Annotated in this window: 21 protein-coding genes; 18 read left to right on the plus strand and 3 right to left on the minus strand. The window is 69.0% G+C overall.

The window, feature by feature from the left end; all coding sequences use genetic code 11:
* The first annotated feature begins 249 nt into the window (after positions 1-249).
* The 5 genes from MFF40_RS27095 (at position 250) to tsf (ending at position 4,508) form a co-directional block, all read left to right on the plus strand.
* Entirely contained in the window at positions 250-1,155 is a 906-nt protein-coding gene (locus MFF40_RS27095; RefSeq protein ID WP_147897558.1) for a class I SAM-dependent methyltransferase, read from the plus strand.
* Positions 1,152-1,892: a pseudouridine synthase gene (locus tag MFF40_RS27100; RefSeq protein WP_147855127.1), complete on the plus strand. Its 741-nt coding sequence runs from the start codon at positions 1,152-1,154 to the stop codon at positions 1,890-1,892. The genes MFF40_RS27095 and MFF40_RS27100 overlap by 4 nt, the downstream gene beginning before the upstream one ends.
* Before the next feature lie 28 nt (positions 1,893-1,920).
* Positions 1,921-2,112 carry a hypothetical protein gene (locus tag MFF40_RS27105; protein ID WP_238262961.1) on the plus strand — a complete coding sequence of 64 codons (192 nt, stop codon included), beginning with the start codon at positions 1,921-1,923 and terminating at the stop codon, positions 2,110-2,112.
* A 283-nt stretch (positions 2,113-2,395) separates the two neighbouring features.
* Complete coding sequence (locus MFF40_RS27110) at positions 2,396-3,463, plus strand: 30S ribosomal protein S2 (RefSeq protein WP_147855129.1); 1,068 nt, start codon at positions 2,396-2,398, stop codon at positions 3,461-3,463.
* Between the two features lie 118 nt (positions 3,464-3,581).
* Entirely contained in the window at positions 3,582-4,508 is a 927-nt protein-coding gene (gene tsf, locus MFF40_RS27115) for a translation elongation factor Ts (protein ID WP_147855130.1), read from the plus strand.
* Positions 4,509-4,726: 218 nt separating this feature from the next.
* Here the strand turns inward: tsf and MFF40_RS27120 are convergent, their stop codons facing one another.
* The 3 genes from MFF40_RS27120 to MFF40_RS27130 all read right to left on the minus strand — a co-directional run bounded on the left by MFF40_RS27120 (position 4,727) and on the right by MFF40_RS27130 (position 7,206).
* Complete coding sequence (locus MFF40_RS27120) at positions 4,727-5,125, minus strand: nuclear transport factor 2 family protein (RefSeq protein WP_147897560.1); 399 nt, start codon at positions 5,123-5,125, stop codon at positions 4,727-4,729.
* 366 nt (positions 5,126-5,491) lie between these two features.
* Positions 5,492-6,307, minus strand: coding sequence for a metallophosphoesterase family protein (locus tag MFF40_RS27125; RefSeq protein WP_147897561.1), 816 nt, complete (start codon positions 6,305-6,307; stop codon positions 5,492-5,494).
* A complete protein-coding gene (locus MFF40_RS27130) occupies positions 6,304-7,206 on the minus strand; it encodes a diacylglycerol/lipid kinase family protein (RefSeq protein ID WP_147855133.1) in 903 nt (300 codons plus the stop codon). The genes MFF40_RS27125 and MFF40_RS27130 overlap by 4 nt, the downstream gene beginning before the upstream one ends.
* 188 nt (positions 7,207-7,394) lie before the next feature.
* Between MFF40_RS27130 and pyrH the strand changes: the two genes are divergently transcribed.
* From pyrH to MFF40_RS27195, 13 genes are all read left to right on the plus strand, one after another.
* Positions 7,395-8,117, plus strand: coding sequence for a UMP kinase (pyrH, locus tag MFF40_RS27135; protein WP_147855134.1), 723 nt, complete (start codon positions 7,395-7,397; stop codon positions 8,115-8,117).
* Between the two features lie 105 nt (positions 8,118-8,222).
* A complete protein-coding gene (frr, locus tag MFF40_RS27140; RefSeq protein ID WP_147855135.1) occupies positions 8,223-8,786 on the plus strand; it encodes a ribosome recycling factor in 564 nt (187 codons plus the stop codon).
* Positions 8,787-8,805: 19 nt separating this feature from the next.
* Positions 8,806-9,663 (plus strand): phosphatidate cytidylyltransferase, encoded by an 858-nt coding sequence (locus tag MFF40_RS27145; protein ID WP_238262963.1) that lies wholly within the window; start codon positions 8,806-8,808, stop codon positions 9,661-9,663.
* 19 nt (positions 9,664-9,682) lie between these two features.
* The gene (dxr, locus tag MFF40_RS27150) at positions 9,683-10,861 is read left to right on the plus strand and encodes a 1-deoxy-D-xylulose-5-phosphate reductoisomerase (protein WP_147897563.1); all 1,179 of its coding nucleotides are present in this window, start codon (positions 9,683-9,685) and stop codon (positions 10,859-10,861) included.
* Positions 10,862-10,989: 128 nt separating this feature from the next.
* Positions 10,990-11,307: a hypothetical protein gene (locus MFF40_RS27155; protein ID WP_238262964.1), complete on the plus strand. Its 318-nt coding sequence runs from the start codon at positions 10,990-10,992 to the stop codon at positions 11,305-11,307.
* Between the two features lie 39 nt (positions 11,308-11,346).
* Complete coding sequence (locus MFF40_RS27160) at positions 11,347-12,729, plus strand: PepSY-associated TM helix domain-containing protein (RefSeq protein WP_147897564.1); 1,383 nt, start codon at positions 11,347-11,349, stop codon at positions 12,727-12,729.
* Between the two features lie 24 nt (positions 12,730-12,753).
* The gene (locus MFF40_RS27165) at positions 12,754-13,146 is read left to right on the plus strand and encodes a DUF2946 family protein (RefSeq protein WP_147853254.1); all 393 of its coding nucleotides are present in this window, start codon (positions 12,754-12,756) and stop codon (positions 13,144-13,146) included.
* Between the two features lie 65 nt (positions 13,147-13,211).
* On the plus strand, positions 13,212-15,524 hold the full coding sequence (locus tag MFF40_RS27170; RefSeq protein ID WP_147853255.1) for a TonB-dependent receptor family protein: 2,313 nt from the start codon (positions 13,212-13,214) through the stop codon (positions 15,522-15,524).
* Between the two features lie 203 nt (positions 15,525-15,727).
* On the plus strand, positions 15,728-16,621 hold the full coding sequence (locus tag MFF40_RS27175) for an ABC transporter substrate-binding protein (protein ID WP_238262966.1): 894 nt from the start codon (positions 15,728-15,730) through the stop codon (positions 16,619-16,621).
* On the plus strand, positions 16,621-18,657 hold the full coding sequence (locus tag MFF40_RS27180; RefSeq protein WP_238262969.1) for a sensor histidine kinase: 2,037 nt from the start codon (positions 16,621-16,623) through the stop codon (positions 18,655-18,657). The genes MFF40_RS27175 and MFF40_RS27180 overlap by 1 nt, the downstream gene beginning before the upstream one ends.
* On the plus strand, positions 18,654-19,052 hold the full coding sequence (locus MFF40_RS27185) for a response regulator (protein WP_147853258.1): 399 nt from the start codon (positions 18,654-18,656) through the stop codon (positions 19,050-19,052). Before MFF40_RS27180 ends, MFF40_RS27185 begins: the two co-directional genes overlap by 4 nt.
* Entirely contained in the window at positions 19,049-20,314 is a 1,266-nt protein-coding gene (locus MFF40_RS27190) for an adenylate/guanylate cyclase domain-containing protein (RefSeq protein ID WP_147853259.1), read from the plus strand. Before MFF40_RS27185 ends, MFF40_RS27190 begins: the two co-directional genes overlap by 4 nt.
* A gap of 145 nt (positions 20,315-20,459) precedes the next feature.
* Positions 20,460-21,446, plus strand: a complete 987-nt coding sequence (locus MFF40_RS27195) for an ABC transporter substrate-binding protein (RefSeq protein WP_147853260.1) — start codon at positions 20,460-20,462, stop codon at positions 21,444-21,446.
* Positions 21,447-21,857: the final 411 nt, after the last annotated feature.

The following is a 21,857-nucleotide window of genomic DNA, read 5'->3' on the forward strand; positions in this document are numbered from 1 at the left end:
GCCGCCGGATACGAGGACGACTTGGCCGTCGCTACATAAGTGGGAACAGCTCTAGGCACACGCACGGGTTGCTGGAAGTAAGCTCGGTCGGGATCGGGCGGCGAGGTGCGCGGATCCGGAGGCTGGGCTTCCGGGCCCATTCCGGTGTAACAGGCGACGTTCCCCCCGGATGATCCGAGTCGGGCGCGGGTTTCCCGCTCCGCCGTGGATTCGCGTTCCGATGCCAGCTCTCCAGATCCCGAATCATTCATGCGCCACGCCGTCTACGGCCTGCCGCCGATCGACCTCGCCGAGGTCCCCGGTGACGCCGTCCAGTTGTCCCCCCTGATCCCCGACTCTGCCCGGCTCGAAGATCTGGCCGAGGGCAGCCTCGACGCCGCCACCGTGCTGGCGCCCCCCGGCACGATCGAGCGGCGCTACGTTCTCGCTCATACGTTGCGGGCCCTCGTGCCCGGCGGCCGGATGATGGCGCTCGCCCCGAAGGACCGCGGCGGCGCCCGGCTGGCGAAGGAGCTGGCTGCCTTCGAATGCCCCGCGGCCGACGAGCCGCGCCGCCACCACCGGATCTGCACGCTGGTTCGGCCGCCGGAACCGGCCGGGCTCGCCGCCGCGATCGACGAGGGCGGCCCCCGCCACGTCGACAACCTGGCCTTGTGCACGCAGCCGGGCATCTTCTCCTGGGATCGGCTCGATCCCGGTACCGCGCTCCTCTTGGCCAACCTTCCGGCGATGAAGGGGCGGGGCGCCGATCTCGGCTGCGGCCTCGGGATTCTGTCCCGGGTGATCCTGAACTCGCCCGCCGTCACGGCGCTGACTCTGGTCGAAGTCGATCGCCGCGCCGTCGAGATGGCGCATCGCAACGTCGCAGACCCGCGCGCCACGATCGTCTGGGCCGACATCCGGGCGGCCGGGACGGTCCCGGGGAGCCTCGACTTCGTCGTCATGAACCCGCCGTTCCACGACGGCGGCACCGAGGACCAGGCGCTCGGCCGTACCTTCATCGCCCGGGCCGCCGAGGCGCTGCGGAAGGGTGGCACGCTGTGGCTCGTGGCCAACGCGCATCTCCCGTACGAGACCGCCCTGGGGGCGGCCTTCCGCGATGTCGCGGTCAGGGTGCAGGCCGGAGGCTACCGGGTCTACGAGGCGCGCCGATGAAGGCGACGAAGTCCGTCCGACTCGACAAGCTGCTCGCTAACCTCGGCTATGGATCGCGCCGAGAGATCCAGAATCTGGCGCGGGGCGGCGCGATCCTGCTGGACGGCGCGGAGGTGGCGGATGCCGGCGACCGGATCGCCCTCGATCCCGACCTCCCGCAGCGGCTGACCATCGACCGGGCACCGGTCGATCCGCTGCCGGGGCTGTGCTTGATGCTGCATAAACCGCTGGGCGTGACCTGCTCGCACAAGGAGGCCGGTCCGCTGGTCTACGGGCTGCTGCCGGAGCGCTGGCGCCGGCGCGATCCGCCGCTCTCCACGGTGGGCCGTCTCGACAAGGAGACCTCGGGGCTGCTGCTGCTCACCGACGACGGCGCGCTGCTGCACAAGATCATCGCCCCGAAGGCGAACGTGGCGAAGCGCTACCGAGTCGCCCTGGACCGGCCGCTCGACGGCACCGAGGCGGCGACCTTCGCGTCCGGCACGCTGATGCTGGAGGGCGAGGACCGGCCGTTGCTGCCGGTGCAGCTGGAGGTGGAAGATCCGACTCATTGTGCGGTCACGCTGACCGAGGGCCGCTACCACCAGGTCCGCCGGATGTTCGCGGCGGTCGGCAACCATGTCGTGGCACTGCATCGGGACCGAATCGGGGGGCTCGACCTGCCGACCGACCTCCCCGCCGGGGGGTACCGCGTGATGAACGAGACCGACGTCGCGGCGGTGTTTACTGGCCCTTGAAGCACCCTGCCGACTGGATACCGGATTAGTGGCGCGATCCAGCGGGCGCGACCACGGCACCGAGAATCGTCAGGGTTTGAAGACCGATCAATCCGGCTACCCGGCGCACGATCTCGGCACCGGTCTCCGCCAATTCGGCACGCAGATCCGCCCTCGCGACGAGATCGCCCTGGAGCACCTCAGCCATGGCATCGGCCAAACCTTCGGCCCGCTCGGGTGAAAGCTTGGCCTTGTCCCGGATTGTCCGGGCGAACTTCAGCGTATCGAATGCTACGGCAGCCAACGGGGCATTACCAAAGCCTAGTGCGACAGGTTGCAAATGCCTTGAGCCGCCCCTTGCGCGTCACCCGAATCCTTGCATCGGGCGCCGGCCTCTGCTAAGCGCCCGCCCATCCCACACGCGGAGCCGGCCTCATGCCTGAATGAGGCGTCTTCCGGTGGCCGCCCGAATTCTTGGGCGGCTGCATCCCTCCGCGGCGGATCCAACCGGAGAGTACAAAGATATGGCCGTCGATTTCTCTATGCGTCAGCTGCTCGAGGCGGGCGCCCATTTCGGTCACCAGTCGCACCGCTGGAACCCGAAGATGCAGCCGTACATCTTCGGCACCCGCAACAACATCCACATCATCGATCTGGCCCAGACCGTGCCGGCGCTGCACACGGCGCTGCAGGCGGTGAGCGACACGGTCGCCAAGGGCGGTCGCGTGCTGTTCGTCGGCACCAAGCGCCAGGCCGCCGACACGATCGCGGACGCCGCCAAGCGCTCGGCCCAGTACTACGTGAACTCCCGCTGGCTGGGCGGCATGCTCACCAACTGGAAGACCATTTCGGGCTCGATCTCGCGCCTGCGCAAGGTCACCGAGACGCTGGAGACCGGCGGCCCGGGCCTGACCAAGAAGGAGCGCCTGATGCTGTCCCGTGAGAAGGACAAGCTCGAGAAGGCGCTGGGCGGCATCAAGGACATGGGCGGCGTGCCGGACCTGCTGTTCGTGATCGACACCAACAAGGAGCAGCTGGCGATCAAGGAGGCGAACCGCCTCGGGATCCCGGTGGCCGCGATCGTCGACACCAACTGCAACCCGGACGGCATCACCCACATCGTCCCGGCCAACGACGACGCCGGCCGCGCCATCGCCCTCTACTGCGACCTGATCGCAAAGGCTGCCATCGACGGCATCTCGCGGGCCCAAGGCTCGTCGGGCATCGATCTGGGCGCCTCCGAGGAGCCGCAGGCCGAGGAGCTGCCGGCTAACGACGCCGCCGCCGTCACGGTCGAGTCCGACGCGCTCGATCCGGCCGACGTGGCGATGCTCGCCGAGACCACCGAGCATTTCGAGCTGCTCGCCGCTCCGCGCGGCGCGCCGGACGACCTGACCAAGCTTCACGGCGCCGGTCCGCAGATCGTCCAGAAGCTCAACGATGCCGGCATCTACCATTACTGGCAGATCGCCGCGATGACGCCCGAGGAGGTCGCCAAGGTCGATTCCGACCTGAAGCTCAACGGTCGCATCGACCGCGACTCGTGGGTCTCGCAGGCTCGCGGCTTCGTCGAGGCCGCCGCCGCGGTGTAAGCCTTCCGGACCTCGCGGCGCCCCGGTGATCGGGGTGTCGCGGATCCAACCTTATCGGGCCCGGCCGCTCACCCGCGTGCCGGGCCTCTCTCATCCAGACCATACGAAAGGGACCGCCATGGCCAACATCACCGCCGCGATGGTGAAGGAGCTCCGGGAGAAGACCGGCGCGGGCATGATGGACTGCAAGGGTGCGCTCAACGAGACGCAGGGCGACATCGAGGCGGCCATCGACTGGCTGCGCAAGAAGGGCCTCGCCAAGGCCGCCAAGAAGGCCGGCCGCGTCGCCGCCGAGGGCCTTGTGGCCGTGGAGTCCGCCGGCCATCACGCCGCGATCGTCGAGGTGAATTCCGAGACCGACTTCGTCGCCCGCAACGACGCCTTCCAGGCTTTCGCCCGCGAGGCCGCCAAGATCGCCCTCAACACGGACGGCACGCTTGAGGGTCTCCAGGCCGCCCATTTCCCGGGCGCCACCGAGACCGTCTCAGAGAAGCTGCAGAGCCTGATCGCCACGATCGGCGAGAACATGAACCTGCGCCGGGTCGCCAAGCTTGAGGTGAAGAAGGGCGTCATCGCCTCCTACGTCCACAGCCAGGTCGCCGACGGCCTCGGCAAGATCGGCGTGCTGGTGGCGCTCGAGTCCGAGGGTGACGTCGAGGCCCTGTCGGCGCTCGGCCGCCAGATCGCCATGCACGTCGCCGCCACCAACCCGGTGGCGCTCGACGCCTCGGGCGTCGACGCCGCGACCCTGGAGCGCGAGTCCAACATTCTGCGCGAGAAGAACGCCGGCAAGCCGGATCACGTGCTCGCCAAGATCGTCGAGAGCGGCCTGAAGAGCTACTACAAGGAGGTCACCCTCCTGGAGCAGCCCTTCGTGCACGACGGCTCGAAGACGGTCAGCCAGGTGCTCAAGGAAGCCGCTGGCAAGGTCGGCGGCGCCGTCGCCTTGACCGGCTTCGTCCGCTACGCCCTGGGCGAGGGCATCGAGAAGGAAGACGGCCCGGACTTCGCCACCGAGGTCGCTCAGCAGGCCGGCCGCGCCTGATCCTTTTCGGACCTCCGGGTTCAGAAATCCAAGACCCCGTCCGGTGAGAGCCGGGCGGGGTTTTTTATGGACGGGGGCTACGATCTGAACGTCAGCCGCTTGGCCCTTCGCGGGCGGCGGCCGCCTCGACCCGTCCCCTCAACGCCTATCGACCACGGCCCACGAATGGGCGATCATCGCGGCATCTGGTGCACGGTGCCGACGTTCAGCCCGTGCCTCTATGGTGTCTGTGGGTCCAGCATGACCCAAAGGCGCTTGATCCGACCCTCGACGACTTCTGCGATGTCTGAGCCGGTGACAGTGACCGGGCCATCCTGTGGGCCGGCATGCCAGTGCAGAACGCCGAACCCGTGATGCCCGGTGGCAGCGCCATCGGGCACGAAGCGGAAGTTTGGCCCGAACTGCTCGAGGAGCTTGCCGGCGACGGCGGAAATTGCGGCGCGCCCCCTGACGACGTCCGCCGGCTCGTACATGACCGGATCGTCAACGAAGAGCTCATCCAACGCGTGCTCACGCTTGGCGCTGTCGCGTTCGTTGAACACCCGTTCGAGGTTCGCCCGAAGGAGGCGGTCGTAGTCCGGTTCATCTGGCGTCGAGGCAGTCGTTCCGTCCGGCACGGCGCATCCTTTCGCGGTGGCGATCCGGGTTGCGAGCCTATCTTCGGATACGGCGGGTTAGAAGGTCCGGACGGCGCCTTCCGAAGAACTGAAGTGCTTGCTTCGCCCGGGAACGGACGGGCGGATCTCCACCCGTCGCGGAGCATCGAGATGCCGCGCGGGTCGCGGTGGGATCGTCATCCCCGACGCCCCGTGCTGCAGCGCACACGCAGTTCGATACGGCCGCGCTACATGCCATCCATGGCTTTGAAAACCTTTTCCTACCTGATGATCGGCGTGTTCGCGTCCGGTCTGGTCATGACGCTTCTGGGCTCCGTCGGGCTGTTCGCCGGTAGCTGACACGCGACGCCGGCGTGACCGCTTCAGTCATGCCGGCGCTGCATCGACCCAGGCGCGCCCGTCCCACAACCGGACCCGGACGGTGGCGCAGCCCTCCGCGACGATGATGCGATTATAGGAATTCGGCTCGTTGCCGCGCAGCCGCGTCGAGGTCGCCGAGCCGGCCTGAACGGTCAGCAGACGCCTGGGGCGTGATCGGACCAGGGCCCGGCCGAGCATCTCGGGGATAGATCCCTCTGCTTCCGCGTAGCGCGCGTAATGCCGATGCAGGTGCCCGGCGAGCGTCAGCCCCACACCGTACCGGCGGAATACCGCCAGGGCTCGATCCGCGTGCCCGACTCGACGCGCTTCCACGTCCCAGGGCGGCGGCAGAAACGGGTGGTGGCCGACCACGATCTTGAACAAGCGGTCGGGCATCGCCGCGAGACGGACCTCCGCTCGAGCAAGCTGACGGCGGCGGATCACGCCATGCGACCAATCCGGCTCCGGCGCCCAGCGCCGCACGGTGTTGAGGCAGACGATCCCGATCTCGGCGTCCTCGAAACACGGCTCGGTCTCGACCGCGATGGCGTGCCGATAGCGCGTGAAGGGTGACACGAAGCGCTGGACCAGCCGGAACGGCGAGATGTCGTGGTTGCCCGGCACCCCGATCCAGGGCGGTGCCAGACGACCGAGGAAGGCCCGGGCCTGCGCGAATTCCGATGGGCGCGCGGCCATGGTGAAGTCGCCCGACGCCACGATCAGGTCCGGGGCATCGGCGTTCAATTCGTGGACCAGGGCCTCCACCACGGCCGGGTCGGTCCGGCCGAAATGCAGGTCGGATATGTGGCTGATCCGTCTCACCGGTGTTCGACCGTCTGAGGGACGATCACGGTCAGCGCCTGTCGGTGGATTCGGTAGCGCAGCGGCGTGGGGATCAGCATCACCTCGCCGTCGTGCATGACCCGCAGCGCCCGGCTCTCCGATGCGATGGTGAGGTTGGCGGCCGGCAGCCGTTCCACGTCCGGCAGCCGCCGCCAGTCGCCCAATGCGAAGCCGAGGGCGAGGCGGAGGGTCCGCGACAGGGAAAGCTGCGCCAGGACGTAGAGGGTGAGCTGCCCGGCATCCACTGGCGCCCGCACCAGCACGTGGCCGGGCCGCTCGACATAGTCGCCGATCACCACCGCCAGCAGCCGGAACCGCCAGGTCCGCGCCACGCCGTCGATCGTGCCGGTCACGGTCACCCGCGGATAGCGGCCCAGATGGCGCAGAACCCCCAGGATCCAGCGCAGCAGGCTGCGGAGACCGAGGTGCCGGCGGTGCAACTCCCGGTGCCGTGTGACCCGTGCCGGCAGGCCGAGCGCCGAGTTGATCAGGAACGTGCGGCCATTGACCTCACCGACGTCGATCCGCCGCCGGGTGCCCGAGACGAGGGCTGCCACCGCGGCATCGATATCGAGCGGCACGCCGAGGTCCCGGGCCAGGAGATTCAGCGTGCCGAGCGGCAGGATGCCGAGCGGTGTCGTCTTTCCGACGAGGGCGGCGGCCGCGCACGCGATGGTGCCGTCGCCGCCGGCGACAACCAGGGCATCGATATCGGGCTCCGACGCGGCGGCGGCGATCCGCAACGACAGGGGCGCCCCGCGGTCGGCCTCCCCCAGGGGCTCGATCCCGGCCGCCACGAGCTTCTCCCGGATCGCCTCCGGCGTCGTGCCGGACGCCACCGCCCCGGAGGCGCCGTTGATGACGAGTGCGATGCGCATGGAATCCCGGGCGTCCATTCCGATGGCGGGCCCCGCTCCTCTGCCAAAGCTGCACGTCGATCGCGTGTCGGTGGGAAATCGTCCCCGTGATCCCCGCCGGGATCGGCGTCCGCCCCTCGACGCCGATCCCGCGGCTGACGTAGAAGCCTCGCGGGTTCGCGCGATGCGGTGGGGAGCCGGAGATCGAGATGCCGGAAGCGACGCCGTTTCGCCGTATCCTCCTCAAGCTGTCGGGCGAGGCCCTGGCCGCCCCGGACGGCTACTGGCTCCATCCGCCGACGCTGGCGGCGCTCGCCGAGGACATCGCCCGCACCATCGAGTCCGGGGCGGAGATCGCCATCGTGGTCGGTGGCGGCAACATGATCCGCGGCGCCCGCATCTCGGCGGCCGGCTGGATCGACCGAGCGACCGGTGATTCCCTGGGCATGATGGCCACGGTGATGAACTCGCTGGCGATCGAGACCGCGCTCAACGCCGCGGGCGTGCCGGCCCGGACCATGTCGGCGGTGTCGATGCCCACGATCTGCGAGACCTATGCCCGCCAGCCGGCCCTGCACCACCTCGACAAGGGCCAGGTGGTGGTTCTGGCCGGCGGAACCGGCAACCCGTTCTTCACCACCGACACCGCCGCGGTTTTGCGCGCCGCCGAGCTGCGCTGCGACGCCGTGCTCAAGGCGACGCAGGTGGACGGCGTCTACTCGGCCGACCCGAAGAAGGACCCGAGCGCCACCCGCTACGACCGCCTGACCCATGACGAGGCGATCGCCCGCGACCTCAAGGTGATGGACACCGCGGCCTTCGCGCTCGCCCGCGAGAGCCGGCTGTCGATCGTGGTCGGCTCGTTGCATCCGCCGAGCTCGATCGCCGGGATCCTGTCCGGCGAGGCGCCCTCGACCCTTGTGGCGCCCTGACCCGACAGCCCTAGAGGTTTGCGGCACCGGGAAAATTCCGCCATTGAGGCCGCGACTGCCCGTACCGGGCGAGAAGACGACGTCAGATCTGTCGGGACCACGACCATGGCCACACCGGAATTCGACCTCAACGACATCAAGCGCCGCATGCAGGGCGCGGTCGCGTCGCTCTCCAAGGATCTCGGATCCCTGCGGACCGGACGGGCCACGCCCTCGCTGCTCGATCCGATCCAGGTCGATGCCTACGGCTCGTCGATGCCGATGGCGCAGGTCGCAACCGTGAGCGTTCCGGAGCCGCGGCTCCTGTCGATCTCGGTCTGGGACCGTAGCATGGTCACCGCTGTCGAGAAGGCGATCCGCGAATCCGATCTGGGCCTCAACCCGCAGACCGAGGGCCAGACCATCCGGCTGCGCATCCCCGAGATGAACGAGCAGCGCCGCAAGGAGATGGTCAAGGTCGCCCACAAGTACACCGAGGAGGCACGCGTCGCCGTGCGCCACGTCCGCCGGGATGGGCTCGACCACCTCAAGAAGCTCCTGAAAGACAGCGCCATCTCGGAGGACGACGAGAAGCGCCAGGCCGCCGACGTGCAGAAGGCGACCGACCAGTACATCGCCGAGATCGACGGCGTGCTGGCCTCGAAGGAGAAGGAGATCATGCACGTCTGAGGCGAAGGCCGAGACGCGCGTGACCCCCACCGCAGCCCCGGTCGCCCGCCCCTCCGGGCGGCGCGAACTCTGGCTGCGCGTCGCCTCGGGCGTGGTGCTCGCACCCGCGATCCTGGCGGCCCTCGTCTATGGCGGTTGGCCCTTCGCGGGGATCTGGCTCGCCGCCGGCATCATTGGCTTCGCCGAGTGGATGGTGATGAGCCGGACCGAACCGCGTGAGGTGCTGATCGCGCTCGGCGCGGCGACGCTCGCCGCCCTGTTGCTGTGTCAGCGCGGCGGCGCGCCCGCCCTCGCCTGCATCGCCGTCCTGCTCCTCGGGGCCGCGGCTTGCGCCACAGTGGCGCGCACCGGATCCGGCCGTCTGCGGGCGCTCGCCGGCGTGCTCGCGGCGGCAGCGATCGCCTCGGTGCCGGTCGCCCTGCGCGACGATCCCGGAATCGGCCTCATCGGCCCCGCGTGGATGTTCGCCGTAGTCTGGTCCACCGACATCGCCGCCTACTTCGCCGGCCGCAAGATCGGCGGCCCAAAGCTCATGCCCCGGGTCTCGCCGAACAAGACCTGGTCGGGCGCCATCGGCGGCCTGATCGGCGCTGTCGCCGCCGGATCGCTGGCTGCGATCGCCGCCGACCTTGCCGGGTTTGACCTGCCGAGCGCCGCATCCCTGCCGGTGGTCGCCGGGGTGAGCGCCCTGGCCTCCGTGCTGAGCCAGGCCGGCGACCTCGTCGAATCCGGCCTGAAGCGCCGCTACGGGGTGAAGGATTCGAGTAAGATCATCCCGGGCCATGGCGGCGTCATGGACCGGCTCGACGGATTTTTCGCGGTGGCCGTGCTGGCCGGGCTCTATCTCGCCCTGCGCGGAAGCGGTCTCATACCGTGACGATGAGGGAGTTTCACCCGTGACCCAGATCGTCACCGTCTTCGGCGCCACCGGCTCGATCGGCCGCTCCACCGCCGACCTGCTCGCCCAGCACCCGGACCGGTTCCGCACCGGCGCCGTCGTCGGCGGCCGCGACGCGGTCGCGCTGGCCAAGGTCGCGCGCGAACTCGGCGCTACCTTCGCGGCGCTCGCCGATGAGAAAGCCGGCCCGGCGCTTGCCGAGGCGCTCTCGGGCAGCGGCATCGCCAACGGGGCCGGCGAGAGCGCCGTGATGGAGGCCGCCGCCCGCGACGCCGACATCGTGGTTGCCGCGGTGAGCGGCGCCGCCGGCCTGAAATCCACCCACGCCGCGCTCCGGCTCGGCCGCAAGGTCGCGCTCGCCAACAAGGAGAGCCTCGTCTGTGCCGGCGACGCCTTCATGCGCGACGCCGCGCGCTACGGCGCCACGATCCTGCCGATGGATTCCGAGCACGACGCCCTGAGCCAGGCGCTCGCCGGCCGGCCGCTGGCGGATGTCCGCACCATGATGATCACGGCGTCCGGCGGCCCGTTCCGGACCTGGACCCGGGAGCGGATCGCCGCCGCCTCCGCCACCGAGGCCGCGGCCCATCCGACCTGGTCGATGGGCATGAAGATCAACATCGATTCGGCCAGCCTGATGAACAAGGGCCTGGAGCTGATCGAGGCGCACCACCTGTTCGGCATCGAGCCCGAGCGCCTGGACGTGGTCGTGCACCCGCAATCGGTGATCCACGGCCTCGTCTACTGGCTCGACGGCGCCGTGACCGCGGAGCTGGCACTCCCCGACATGCGTGTGCCGATCTCGCATTGCCTCGGGCTCGGCGACCGCCTGACCATCGCCCGGGGCCGGCCCCTGGATCTCGTGAAGCTCGGCGCGCTGACGTTCGAGGCGGCCGACGAGGAGCGCTTCCCGTGCCTGCGCATCGCCCGGGCGGCGCTGGCCGCTGGCGGTGCGGCGCCCACCGTGATGAACGCGGCCAACGAGGTGGCGGTGGCGGCCTTCATCGCGGGCCGGATCGGGTTCTACGGGATCAGCGACATCGTCGAGCGAGCCTGCGAACACTTCGCCGGCCCGTACCGTTCGGCACCCGCCGACGTGGACGAGGCGCTGGCTATCGACGCCCATGTCCGGGTCTGGAGCGCCGAGGCGCTGCCGGAGTTGCGCGCGGCCGGCTGAACGAGCGTCGGGGAGGAACCTGCTGCCGGGCTTCGGCTTCCCGTTGACGGGGGGCGGCGGGGACGCCTAACAACGGCGCCATGCGCCGGTGCCTGCCCCAGACGGTTCAAGGCCGCGCGATCATCGGGATGGTCGCGCTCTACGCGCTGTTGCTTCAGGCTTTCCTCGGCTTTGCGACGCCGGCCCGCGCGGTCGGGCTGCCCGGTGCGGTCCTGTGCGCAGAGCACGGATCCGGGGCGCCGGACGACGGGACTGTCGCGCACCACGCCCATCCGTGTTGCACGCTCGTGCAGGCCGGAAGCGTCGCGCTGCCCGTGTCCGAGCCGGTGGTGGTCGCGTGGCCGTTCGCTCCGGCTTCGCGCCTCGCCTGGCGGCCGGAAGCCGAGCTCCCGAAGACGGGCCCGCCGCGCACCGCCACCTCTGCCCGAGGTCCGCCCGCCGCTTGACGATCCCGCTTCCCGATCGTTCAGGCCCGGACCGTTCCCATGTCGATTATTCTGCACGGCGATGCCCCAGTGTTCGGGGCCGTCGCCGCTCTGCGCGCGTCCCGCGAGGCCGTCTATCGTGCCGTGTGGCGCTGGCACTTCTACGCCGGCCTGCTGTGCCTGCCGTTCCTGATCACCCTGTCGGCCACCGGGGCGCTCTACCTGTTCAAGGACGAGATCAACGGCAGCCTGTTCGCCTACCGGACCCGCGTGCCCGTCCAGGCGACGGCGCCGCTCGGGCCGGACCGCCTGATCTTCAATGCCCTGCAGGCCGAACCTGACGGGGTGCTGGTCTCCTATGCGGACCCAGCCTCGCCCGACGCATCCGCGGTGGTCACGCTGTCGGAGGGGGGACGCAAGCGCCTCGTCTACCTCGATCCCTACACCGGCTCCGTGCTCGACAGCGTGGACCGCGACGGCGAGTTCATGATGGTCGTGCGCCAGTTGCACAGCCTCAGCTACTTCGGCGCTTTCGCCAATGCGGCGGTCGAGCTGGTGGCGGGCTTCGCCATCATCCTGGTCGTCACCGGCCTGTACCTGTGGTGGCCGCGCGGCCAGGCCGGTGGCGTCGTCAGCCTGCGCGGTACGCCGCGCCGCCGGGTCTGGTGGCGCGACCTGCACGCGGTGACCGGGCTCGTGGCCGGCGGCGGCCTGCTGTTCCTGGCGATCACTGGATTACCCTGGTCGATCTGGTGGGGGCAGCAGCTCCGGACCTGGTCGAACGCCGCAGGCCTTGGCCAGCCGGCGATCCTGTGGGCCGGCAAACCGGTCTCGAGAGTGCCGCTGCGCGCGCGGCTGCCGGATGCAGGCTGGACCTTGCAGGATGCGCCGGTGCCGCGCTCGCTGCCGGCTGGTAGGACGGCGGAACCGATCGGGATCGACCAGGCGGCGGACATCCTCACTCGGCTTGGGATGCCACGGGGCTACGAGCTCGCGCTCCCGGTCGGGATCGACGGCGTGTATGCGGCCGCCGTCTACCCGCACGACGTCGCGCAGCAGCGGATGATCTCCCTCGATCAGTACACCGGCGACCCTCTGGTCGACGTACATTTCGAAGATTTGGGCCCGGTCGGGCGCGCGATCCAGTACGGGATCGGCATCCATAAGGGAGAGCATTGGGGCCGGATCAACCAGTTCGCCATGCTGGCGTTCTGCCTCGCCACGATCCTGCTCGCCGCCACCGCCGCCACGATGTGGTGGAAGCGGCGCCCGGCTGGCGGACTCGGCGCGCCGCCCTGGCCGCGGGACCGGCGGGTGGTCGCCACCGTCGCCCTGGTGATCGCCGGCCTCGGCGTGCTGTTTCCCCTGACCGGCCTCGCGATCCTCGGCATGCTCACGATCGATTGCGCCGTCCAACTGGCTCATAAGCGCCGGACCGCCTGACCCAGACCGGCGGGCTCGACGCCCGTGGCGACCAACCTCACGCATTCCGGCACGCGTACCCGGTTCCTCGGGATCGGGCTGATCCTGCTCGCCCTCTGGGTGCAGTCGCTTGCCCCAATCGCCGCTCTGCGGATGGCGTCTGCCGCACCCGGGATGCTGCCCGGGGCGATCCTGTGCGGTCACCCGGCGGGAGACGACGCGATCAGCGCCTCCGTGGAGCAACCGGTCGCGCCTCCGGCCTGTGAGGTCTGTCGGCTGTGCTGCGCCGGGATCGTCCCCCCGCCCCTACCGCATAGCCCCGACGTCACCCAGCCGCTGCGCTGGATCGCGGTGGCATGGCCGACCCCGCCCCCGTCGCGGCCGAACGCGTCACCGCGCGTCACCGGCCAAGCCCGGGCGCCGCCCCTCATCGCCTGATCACGTGCGCTCCCGTGCGGCGACGGCGCCGTCCGGTCCCAAGACCGATCAGACGAGATTTCAGGATGTTGATCCACCAGAATGCCGCGCGGTTCGGCGCGTTGGCCCTGCTGCTCGCCGGCGGCACCCTCCCGGCCTCGGCGCAGCAATCCGTCACGCTGGATGAGCTTTCCGTGGAGGGCGAGGCCAATCCAGGCACCGGACGAACCGCCATCGCGCCACCCTTCGGCATCGCCGCTCCTCCTGGCTCGGCCCCGTCGGTGATCGAGCACCCGGTCGGCCAGGTGGTCACCGGGATCGGCCGCGGCAACACCATCGCCGACCGCCCGGCGACCAGCATCGGTTCGGTGCTCGCCAACAGCCCGGGCGTCACCGTCCGCCAGGGCAACGGCGGGCGCGACGTGATCATCTCGATCCGGGGAAACAATGCCCGGTCCACCGGGGTGATCAAGAATACGGTGGTGCTGGAGGACGGCTTCATCCTCACCCAGCCCGATGGCGCGTCCCGCTTCGACCTGACCGAACCGCGGGCCTACAGCCGCATCGACGTGTTCCGCGGGCCGCAATCGCCCCTGTTCGGCAACTACGCCACGGGCGGCGCCATCGCGTTCCGCACCCGCACCGGCCGCGAGATCGACGGCTACGAGATCGGCACCGACGCCGGCAGCTTCGGCTACCTCAACACCTACTTCACCGTCGGCAAGGCCAGCGGGCCATTCGAAATCAGCCTGTTCGCCAGCGACGTCCGCAGCAACGGGTATCAGGATCATTCGAGCTTCAACACGCAGACCATCAATCTGCTCGCCAGCTACACGCCGACGCCGGACAACCGCTTCACCCTGAAGGTGATCAACAACACCCTCGATACGAATCTGGCGGCGCGCTCCTCCCTGGCGCAGTACCGGATCAATCCGTACCAGCGCGGCTGCGCGGCAGCTGCGACCGCTGCCCCGGGGTGCACGACTTTCAGCTTGTTCCGCAACGGAGCGTTCGGGGCGACCGTACCGGTCACCGCCGACGAGGGCGCGTTCGGCCGGAAGGACCGGCGCACCGTCGCAGCGGCGCGCTGGGAGCACGACATCGACGCGTTCACCACCTGGCGCACGCAGCTCGGCTTCGACGAACGCAACTTCAACCAACCATTCTACACGACCTCGGGCCGCGGCTCGTTCCCGGCCTGGAACTTTCTGACCGACCTGACGCGGCGCGGCGACCTGTTCGGCCTGCCGGCGGTAGGCTACGTCGCGCTCGCCTACAACACGATCGACAACCACAGCACGACCTACAACCGGGCGCCCTATGGTGGCCCCAGACTCGGGGCGCTGATCGGCGTCCAGGACGCGGTGCAATCAAACCTCGGCGGCCGGGCCCGGCTGGAACTCAGCCTGTCGGACCGCTGGACCGGCGTGCTGGGGATCAGCGCCGAGGGCACCGCCATCACTGGCCGCAACCTCGCCTACAGCTACACGGCCGGGGGGGCGACCCGGACGGTGGCGGATGCCGGCCGCACCTTCCTGAACGTCGCTCCCGAGATCGCGCTGGTGTATCGGCCGGACCAGGCCTGGGCCTTCCGCGGCCGGGTCGCCACCGGGTACACCACGCCGGCGGCCAGCAACCTGTTCGTCACGTCGGCCGGCCTGCCGGGCAACAACACCCAGCTCCAGACCCAGGAGAATCTCGGCTTCGACCTCGGGGCGGATTGGAGCCCGACCGAGACTCTGCGTCTCAGCGTGACTGGCTTCTACGAGTTCTTCCGCAACGAGCTGGTCTCGCAATCGCCGGGCGCGGGCCTGCTGTCCTACACGTTCAACGCGCCGGCCTCCGAGCATCGGGGCCTCGAGGTCGGGGCCGACTGGGCCTTCGCGCCGGGCTGGCGCGGGGTCCTGGCCTACACGTTCGATGACCAGATCTACACGCGCTATACCGAGCAGTTGAGTGCCGGCAGCCTCACCCGCCGGTTCGACCGGGCGGGCAATCAGATCCCCGGCGTACCGGCCCACCAGCTCCTGGCCCGTGTCGGCTACGACGTGCCGGCGGGGCCGCTTGCCGGACTCGGGGCGTTCATCGAGACGGTGGTGCAGGGCGATTTCTACATCGACAACGCCAACTTGCTGAAGGCGCCGGGCTTCGCGATCGTCAACGCCAACGTGCACTATGCGACGGAGCTGACTGGCGGCTACGCGAAGCGGCTGAACCTCTACCTTGAGGTGCGCAACCTGTTCGACACGACCTACGCCGCATCGGCCCAGAATCTCGCCAACTCGCTCAGCGGTACGACGGGCCTCCAGAACGGCGCCGCCGTGCTGGCGACCACCACGGGATCCGTGTTCGCGGGTGCGCCACGCAACATCGTCGGGGGGATGCGCCTGGCATTCTGATAACCGCGTCCAGGGCTCAGCCTTGGTGGCGTGGGCAACCGTGCCGTAAGTTCTCAACCGGGCGTCGGGGGGAATCAGGGTTTGGGTCGCGATGGCGGAAGCACCGGCGCGGTGATCGGATGAGGCGGCGTAGCGTCCTTGCCGGGTTGTCGTGGGCCGCTGCGGGCTGTCCGCTGGCTGCGCGGGCCGAGGAGCAGGCACGGGTGACGGCGCTCTGGCCGTTCGTGGAGGGCGGCACCGAAGGCCACACCCTCTCGGCCGTGTTCCGGGCGGCCCTGCGCGATCACGGCCGCGCGGACTTGCGCGTCGAGGACCGCTGGGGCGGCGCGGACGTAGAGCATACCCGCGTGTTGGCGGCCGAGATCGTGCGGTCGGAGCCGCGCGTGATCTTCGCGTTCCTGAACGCGCAGCTCTCCGCCGTGTCGTCCCTGACCCGAACGATTCCGATCATCTTCGTCGGCGCCTCCGATCCGGTCGGGTCCGGATACGTCGCCAGCCTGCAGAGGCCGGGCGGCAACATCACCGGCTTCACCCTTTACGAGGCATCCCTGGCCGGGAAATGGCTGGCGGCCCTCAGGGAAGCGGTGCCGACGATCCGGCATGTCGCGCTCCTGTCCAATGCCCACACGGAAATCCGGCGCGGCAACTTCTATTCCGAGGCGCTCCGGACGACGGCCGCCTCCCTCGGCATCGAGACGGAGGTCGTCATGGTCAGCCATGCCGACGCGATCGACCCGCTCGTCGCGGACCTCGGTCGCCGGGGCGATGCGGGGCTGATCGTGGCCCCCGGGACGTTCAGCGAGGCCAACGGGGACCGCATCGTCGCCCTGACGGCCCAGCATCGCGTTCCGGCGGTGTTCGCGATCCGGCGCTTCGCACATCGCGGCGGCCTAATGTCGTACGGTCCCGACCCGGCGGACGCCGTGCGCCGCGCGGCGGCCTACGTGGATCGCATCCTCCACGGCGAGAAGCCCGCGATCCTGCCGGTACAGGCGCCGACGAAGTTCGACTTCATCGTAAACCTCAAGACGGCACGGACCCTGGGACTGGAGATCTCGTCGGTGCTGCTCGCCCAAGCGGACGAGATCGTCGAATGATGCGGGTGAACCCTATCGAGGCCCCCGCGGGCCTCGAGATCCGGGCCCGACGCTTCCGTCTGCCGCTGGCGGCGAAGTTCGCGGTCGCCTTCGTGGGCCTCGTGACCCTGGTGCTGCTCATCAATGGCGTGGTCGATCTGCTGCTGAATTACGGCGACGCCAAACGGACCGCGATCGAGGTTCAGCGCGAGAAGGCGCACGCGGCCGCCGAGCGGGTCGAATCCTTCATCTCCGAGATCGAGAGCCAGATCGGCTGGACCACCCGGGCCGAGTGGCGCCGCATTTCGCCTGAGCAGCAGCGCTACGACTTCATCCGACTGCTCCGGCAGGCGCCCGCCATCACGGAGGTCGCCTATCTCGATCCGAGCGGTAGGGAGCAGCTGCGGGTCTCGCGCCTGGAACCGGATGTCGTCGGCAGCGGCAAGGATTTCTCGACAGCGCCGCGCTTCACCCGGGCGCTCGCCGAGAAGGTCTGGTTCGGCCCGGTCTATTTCCGGCGGGGATCCGAGCCGTACATGACCGTATCGGTGGCCCATGCCGGACGCGACCCAGGCGTGACCGTGGCCGAGGTCAACCTGAAGCTGATCTGGGACGTGGTCAGCAGCATCCACAACGGCGCGGGCGGCTACGCCTTCGTGGTGACCGCCAGCGGACGGCTGATCGCGCACCCGGATCTGAGCCTCGTCCTGCGGGACACCGACCTCTCGACCCTGCCGGAGGTCGCGACCGCCCTCGAGGCCCGTCGGACCGGCGCCAATCCGGACACGACGGATTACGAGATCACCACCGCGTTCGACGGCGGTTCGGTACTGGCGGCCCACGCAACCATCCCGCGGGTCGACTGGATCGTGTTCGTGCAGCTGCCGTTGGGCGAAGCGATGGCGCCGCTCTATGCTTCGGTGGTCCAGACCCTGGCGCTGATGGGTCTCGGCGTGATGCTTGCGACGGTCGCCGGGACCTTCCTTGCCCACCGCTTGGTCGTGCCGATCCGCCAACTCGAGGACGGCGCGGAACGCTTCGGGTCCGGTGACCTGTCGGAGCGCATCGTTATCCGCACCGGCGACGAGATCGAAACCCTGGCGGACCGGTTCAACCTGATGGCGAGCCGCGTCCAGGAATCCTACGAGACCCTGGAAGCCAAGGTCGAGGAGCGGACCCGCGACCTCAACAGGTCCCTCGACGACCTCCACAAGGCCCAGGACCGGCTGATTCAATCGGAGAAGCTCGCCTCCCTGGGGCAGCTCACCGCGGGGATCGCCCACGAGATCAAGAACCCCCTGAACTTCGTGAACAATTTCGCGTCCCTGTCCTCCGAGCTGGTCGAGGAACTTCAGGAGGCGCTTCAGCCCGTCGCGCTCGATCCGAAGATCCGCGAGGAGGTCGACGATATCGCCGATCTGCTCAAGGGCAACCTCGGGAAGGTCGTGCAGCACGGGAAGCGCGCCGATTCGATCATCAAGAACATGCTGCTGCACTCCCGCTCCGGATCCGGCGAGCACCGCTTGGTCGAGATCAATGCCCTGGTCGAAGAGAGCCTGAACCTCGCCTATCACGGGGCACGGGCGGCGCAGCCAGACTTCAACATCACCCTGGACCGCAATCTCGATCCGGAGGCCGGCGTCGCGGATGTCTACCCGCAGGAGTTGACGCGCGTCCTCTTGAACCTGATGTCGAACGGGTTCTACGCCACCGAGAAGCGCAAGGCCGTGGAAACCGAACCGGGTTACGAGCCTATCCTGTCGGTGACCACCCGCGATCTGGGAGAGAGCGTCGAGATCCGCGTGCGCGACAACGGCACCGGCATCCCCGACAGCGTCAAGGCCAAGATGTTCGATCCGTTCTTCACCACCAAGCCAGCCGGCGAGGGTACGGGCCTCGGCCTGTCCCTGAGCCACGACATCCTGGTGAAGCAGCATGGCGGGGCGATCGACGTCGCCACGGAGGCCGGCCAGTTCACAGAATTCACGATCACGCTGCCGCGCGACGGAGCGAAGGCCGCGCAGCCGATCGTCGTCCCGGAAAAGAGCGAGCCATGAACGTCATCATCCTCGTCGTGGACGATGAGCCCGACGTCACCGACCTGTTCCGGCAGCAGTTCCGCCGCGAGTTGCGCGCCGGGCGTTTCGCAATGGAATTCGCGCATTCGGCTCCGGAGGCCCTGGCCTGCGTGAACGCCTCGGACGGGGCCAGCCTGATCCTGATGTTCTCCGACATCAACATGCCGGGCATGACCGGGCTGGAACTCCTGCCGCTCGTCCGGGCCGCGCGCCCCGACGTCCCGGTGATCATGATCACCGCCTATGGCGACGCGCAGACGCGGGAGAAGGTCTTGTCCGGCGGCGCGGCGGATCTGATCACCAAGCCGATCGACTTCGACCTGCTGCGCGGCGAGATCGACCGCCGCCTGGCCTCCGTCGCGGGGACGGCATGACCGGCGAGGTGCCTCCGGCCAAGATCCTAGTCGTCGACGACGAGCCGGATCTCGAGGCGCTGATCACCCAGAAGTTCCGCCGCCAGATCCGCGACGGCCAGGTCCGGTTCCTGTTCGCGCATGACGGCAACGAGGCCCTCGGGGTGCTGGCTGAGAACCACGACGTCGACATGGTCGTGTCCGACATCAACATGCCGGGCATGGACGGGCTGACGCTGCTCGCCAAGCTGCAGGAATCCGATGCCAAGCCCTCGACGATCATCGTCTCGGCCTACGGCGACATGGCCAACATCCGCACCGCCATGAACCGCGGGGCGTTCGATTTCCTCACGAAGCCGATCGACTTTTCCGATTTCGAGACGACCATCGCGCGGACGCTCCAGCATGTGGCGACCCTGCGCGAGGGGCGCCGGCGACAGGTGCTGGCCGAGCGGGCGCACGCCGCCCTGGCACGCTACTTCTCGCCCAACCTCGCCGAACGTCTGGCCGGCGACGCGTCGGGCCTGGAACTCGGCGGCGCGCGGCGCGAGGTGGCCTCGCTATTCACAGACATCGCCGGGTTCACCAGTCTGGTCGAGAGCCTGGACCCGACCCAGCTCGCAGAAATTCTGAACGGCTACTTCGCCGAGATGACCGATCTCGTGTTCGCGCACGAGGGCACCGTCGCCAAGATCGTTGGCGACGCGATCCACGTCCTCTTCGGGGCGCCCGGCGACCAGCCGGACCATGCGGCCCGGGCGGTCGCCTGTGCGCTCACCCTCGACACCGCCTCGGAGGCTTTCCGGGCCCGCTGGCGGGACCGCGGGATCGAGATCGGCGCGACCCGGATCGGCGTTCATGCCGGGCCGGCCATCGTGGGCAATTTCGGGGGCGGCCGGTATTTCGACTACACGGCCTACGGCGACACCATCAACACGTCCGCCCGTCTCGAGAACGCCAACAAGGCGTTCGGAACGCGGATCTGCGTCAGCCAGAGCGTGGTGATCCGGACGGAGCAGTTCCGCGGGCGCCCGGTCGGCGATCTCGTCCTGCGCGGCAAGCAAGGGGCGCTGCGCGCGTTCGAGCCGCTGACCGAGACGGAGTATGATGCGGCGATGCTGGACCGTTATCTCGATGCCTTCGCCAAGCTGGAGGCGGGCGAGGCCGGCGCCATGCCGGCCTTCGCGGCCCTGGTCGGGCTGCGCCCCGACGATGCCCTTTCCGCGTTCCATCTCAAACGCCTGCTCAATGGCGCATCGGGAGCGCGCATCGAGGTCCGCTGAGACCGATCACGCCCTCGACCCGGCGGCCGCGATGGCCGACACTCGGGACACGTTTCTCCGTCAGTCGAGCAACCTGCGGGATGGTCCGTCCTTCGAACAGCCGGCGGTGCGACCGCCTGCCGCCAAGCCGTCAGGGAACGGGCGGATGAGGCGACGCGACCTCCTCTTGGGTCTCGGCGGCGCGGTCGCCTGGCCCGCGGCCGGCTGCGGCCAGTCCCCGGCGCGCCGCCGCCTCGGCGTCCTCCTGGTGTACGACGAAGGGCATCCCGATATGCCGATCATCATCGGCACGCTCAAGGACAGCCTGCGGAAGCTCGGTTGGATCTGGGGTCAAAACCTCGACGTGGACCTGCGGTACGGCGACGGCGACAGCTCGAAGATGCGCCGCCAAGCCGACGAGATTCTGGCGGCCAAGCCCGATCTGGTCTTCGCGCAGGGCGTCGTCGGGACGACGGCCCTGCAACAGGCGACCACGACGACACCGGTGGTGTTCATCCAGGCGCAGGATCCGGTCGGCGGAGGTCTCGTCGCCAGCCTGTCGCGGCCCGGCGGAAACCTGACAGGGTTCACGAATTTCGACTATACGTTCGTCGGCAAGTGGCTGCAGCTCCTCAAGGAACTCAGCCCCGGCGTGACGCGGGCGCGCGCCATCATCAATCCGGATTACCGCACGCGGTTTGCCGGCTACGGCGCCGAGCTCGGGCGGATCGGCCCCGAACTCCACATCCAGGCCGAGGTCAGCGGCGTGCACGACGCGGCGGAGATCGAGCAGGCGATCATCACCTTCGCCGAGGAACCTCATGGCGGTCTGATCGTGCTGCCGGACGCGATCACCGGCGTCTACAGCCGGCAGATCATCGACCTGACCGCCCGGCACCGCCTGCCCGCGGTCTACGCCTACGCGGCCCAGGTCCGCATGGGCGGGCTCGCCGCCTACACGACCAGCGTGGCCCGGGACGTCCAGCAAGCCGCCGGCTACATCGACCGGATCCTGCGGGGGGCGTCCGTCGGCGACCTGCCGGTGCAGGCGAGCGAGCGCTTCATGACCCTGATAAACCTGAAGACGGCCGCCGCGCTCAACCTGACGATCACGCCGTCGCTGCTCGCCACGGCTGACGAGGTGATCGATTAGCCCAGACTGTGGGGCTCAGGCAGCGCCTGACGACCCATGAACCGCTCGATACCGCGTCGATCGACACGGGGTCTCCGGACGCATCCGTATCTCGGCGACGGGCGCGCTGAACGCAGCACAATCGTGAACGGCACCCGCCGGTCTCGTGGTGGTCTTCCAGCCGATTGTCCTGGACGGAACCCGCGTGCATGAGAGATTATTCCGGTTAGCCGCATCGTCCTGCGAGGCCGACCGAGAACACGGCGACTGACTATGGAGACAGTGATTGCGTTTCCGGCATCGAACCACATTTCCCTGAAAGCGTTCTCGCTCCGCACCAATAAGGAAGTCCACATGAAGGTAATCTCTGCGACCGTTCTAGGGTGTGAACCGCACCAAGCTCTTGCGAGCTCTGTGATTTTGTGATTCAGG

Origin of the sequence: Methylobacterium mesophilicum, assembly GCF_022179445.1 — a bacterium.
GTDB classification, from domain to species: Bacteria; Pseudomonadota; Alphaproteobacteria; order Rhizobiales; family Beijerinckiaceae; genus Methylobacterium; species Methylobacterium mesophilicum.

What these genes read in the sequence shown, in the direction of transcription:
- MFF40_RS27095 (WP_147897558.1), top strand. Translation starts at nt 250, where the DNA reads ATGCGCCACGCCGTCTACGGCCTGCCGCCGATCGACCTCGCCGAGGTC.
- MFF40_RS27100 (WP_147855127.1), top strand. Translation starts at nt 1,152, where the DNA reads ATGAAGGCGACGAAGTCCGTCCGACTCGACAAGCTGCTCGCTAACCTC.
- MFF40_RS27110 (WP_147855129.1), top strand. Translation starts at nt 2,396, where the DNA reads ATGGCCGTCGATTTCTCTATGCGTCAGCTGCTCGAGGCGGGCGCCCAT.
- tsf (WP_147855130.1), top strand. Translation starts at nt 3,582, where the DNA reads ATGGCCAACATCACCGCCGCGATGGTGAAGGAGCTCCGGGAGAAGACC.
- MFF40_RS27130 (WP_147855133.1), bottom strand. Translation starts at nt 7,206, where the DNA reads ATGCGCATCGCACTCGTCATCAACGGCGCCTCCGGGGCGGTGGCGTCC.
- pyrH (WP_147855134.1), top strand. Translation starts at nt 7,395, where the DNA reads ATGCCGGAAGCGACGCCGTTTCGCCGTATCCTCCTCAAGCTGTCGGGC.
- frr (WP_147855135.1), top strand. Translation starts at nt 8,223, where the DNA reads ATGGCCACACCGGAATTCGACCTCAACGACATCAAGCGCCGCATGCAG.
- MFF40_RS27155 (WP_238262964.1), top strand. Translation starts at nt 10,990, where the DNA reads ATGGTCGCGCTCTACGCGCTGTTGCTTCAGGCTTTCCTCGGCTTTGCG.
- MFF40_RS27160 (WP_147897564.1), top strand. Translation starts at nt 11,347, where the DNA reads ATGTCGATTATTCTGCACGGCGATGCCCCAGTGTTCGGGGCCGTCGCC.
- MFF40_RS27170 (WP_147853255.1), top strand. Translation starts at nt 13,212, where the DNA reads ATGTTGATCCACCAGAATGCCGCGCGGTTCGGCGCGTTGGCCCTGCTG.
- MFF40_RS27180 (WP_238262969.1), top strand. Translation starts at nt 16,621, where the DNA reads ATGCGGGTGAACCCTATCGAGGCCCCCGCGGGCCTCGAGATCCGGGCC.
- MFF40_RS27185 (WP_147853258.1), top strand. Translation starts at nt 18,654, where the DNA reads ATGAACGTCATCATCCTCGTCGTGGACGATGAGCCCGACGTCACCGAC.
- MFF40_RS27190 (WP_147853259.1), top strand. Translation starts at nt 19,049, where the DNA reads ATGACCGGCGAGGTGCCTCCGGCCAAGATCCTAGTCGTCGACGACGAG.
- MFF40_RS27195 (WP_147853260.1), top strand. Translation starts at nt 20,460, where the DNA reads ATGAGGCGACGCGACCTCCTCTTGGGTCTCGGCGGCGCGGTCGCCTGG.